The sequence below is a fragment of the Moraxella lacunata genome, from assembly GCF_002027545.1.
Lineage (GTDB): Bacteria > Pseudomonadota > Gammaproteobacteria > Pseudomonadales > Moraxellaceae > Moraxella > Moraxella lacunata.
This window is the reverse complement of record NZ_MXAN01000007.1, coordinates 7,991-9,589: the sequence shown is the minus strand read 5'-3', so window position 1 is coordinate 9,589 and position 1,599 is coordinate 7,991. Positions and strand designations below refer to the sequence as shown.

The following is a 1,599-nucleotide window of genomic DNA, read 5'->3' as shown; positions in this document are numbered from 1 at the left end:
GATGATTGTGGGTGGGCAAAGAGCATTTACGTTGATTGAGTTGATGGTGGTGGTTATTGTGATGGGTGTGATTTGTATGATTGCTTATCCTAATGTGATGCGGGCTTTGTGGGGGATGGAAGCAAATAATGTTGCATCTGTCATTACCGATGCATTAAAAGAAGCTCGCAGTCAAAGCCACATCACCAAGCAAAACATCATCATGTGTCCTGCTGACGAGTCAAATCGCTGTCATAGACAGGCAGGGGTAAAGATTATCGTGTTTAGGGATTTAGATGGTAATGCTCGCCTTGATGATGGTGAGCTGATTAAAGAGTATGGGCTTAATTTAAAGTATGGCAGGATTAACATGAGAATGTCAGCATCTAGGCATTATATTAAATACTTTGGTGCCAGTGCCAGTCCACGTGGACATTTTGGGCACATTAAATATTGTTCGGTGTCTGATGAGTTGTCTTATAGGATTGTTTTAACGCACACGGGGGTGGTTAGAAGGCGTGTTGATGATGTGGGGTGTTAGGGGGGTCAAAGATGAGCTGGCAGTCTTGGTGGTATATTTGGGTTGCCTATGCTAGATACCGCCGTCCCATAAGCAAGCACTTCCACACCACCGCCATCTACCGCCGACGTTTCAATCCTTACGCCGTAGACTTGATTATAACCATGCTCATAAGCCTGCCGTTTCATGCGTACAATCGCTTCACGTCTACCACGATCTAACAGGCTTTCATAGACGGTTAGGTTTTTCCCAAATAGGCTTAAAAAATCTGCAAACACAAGCTTAAACCTGTCTTGGGCGATAGAAACGCTTCCCATGACAAGCATGCCATCTGTTTGAACAGTTGGTGCAAAAAAGCGTTCGCTTGAAATAATGATGTGTCCAAGCAAACGCTCGTCATCATCAAGGATGGCTAAGTGTTTGCGTTCATTGGCTGTGCCAAAATACCAACCAATCCCAAATAAAATAATGGCGATGACTATTTGTGGGTTGTTCAAGATTAGCTTGATGATGTCCATGATTCTTACTCAAAAGAGATGGGGCTGACAAAAGCGGTATGTGGGCTTGGTCTGTCTGACTAGGTATTTCTTACTGCCTTGACGGCGGTGCCATACACAAAAATCTCAGATGCACCCACCGCCACATTAGATGTGGAAAAACGCACGCCTACAACGGCATTCGCTCCCATGGCGTAGGCTTTGTCTATCATGCGTTCTAACGCTTCTTGGCGAGCTTCTTCTAGGAGCTCGGTGTAGGCGACTAATTCTCCGCCCACGATATTTTTGAGTCCCGCCAAAAAGTCCTTGCCGACGTGCTTGGTGCGGACGGTACTGCCATAGACCACGTCTAGACGTTCGGTGATGGTGTGGTTGGGTAGGTGTTCTAGGTTTGACAGTTGCATGATATTTTCCGTTATTTTTAAAAATAGACAACGTGAGTATAGGATGTGCCTACCACTGATAACATTTTCATAAAATACGATGAAAATTTAACACTTTTATCAATTTTTGCATGAAAAATCGCTATCCGACCACTTAATTTAAAATAAAAACTTGTCTGATAGAAAACTCACAGCCTTTGTTTTTCCTTGAAAAACGTGC

The 1,599-nt window shown here is 43.9% G+C and carries 3 protein-coding genes; 1 reads left to right on the top strand and 2 read right to left on the bottom strand.

Annotated elements, in window-relative coordinates; all coding sequences use genetic code 11:
• On the top strand, nt 1-520 hold a 520-nt coding region (locus B5J94_RS01375; RefSeq protein ID WP_079363879.1), incomplete at its 5' end, for a GspH/FimT family protein.
• Nucleotides 521-525: 5 nt separating this feature from the next.
• Here B5J94_RS01375 and B5J94_RS01370 read toward each other — a convergent pair.
• Together B5J94_RS01370 and B5J94_RS01365 are read right to left on the bottom strand one after the other, a co-directional pair.
• On the bottom strand, nt 526-1,017 hold the full coding sequence (locus B5J94_RS01370; RefSeq protein ID WP_062501716.1) for a YbjQ family protein: 492 nt from the start codon (nt 1,015-1,017) through the stop codon (nt 526-528).
• A 59-nt stretch (nt 1,018-1,076) separates the two neighbouring features.
• Nucleotides 1,077-1,400, bottom strand: a complete 324-nt coding sequence (locus B5J94_RS01365; RefSeq protein WP_062501714.1) for a YbjQ family protein — start codon at nt 1,398-1,400, stop codon at nt 1,077-1,079.
• Between the last annotated feature and the right edge of the window lie 199 nt (nt 1,401-1,599).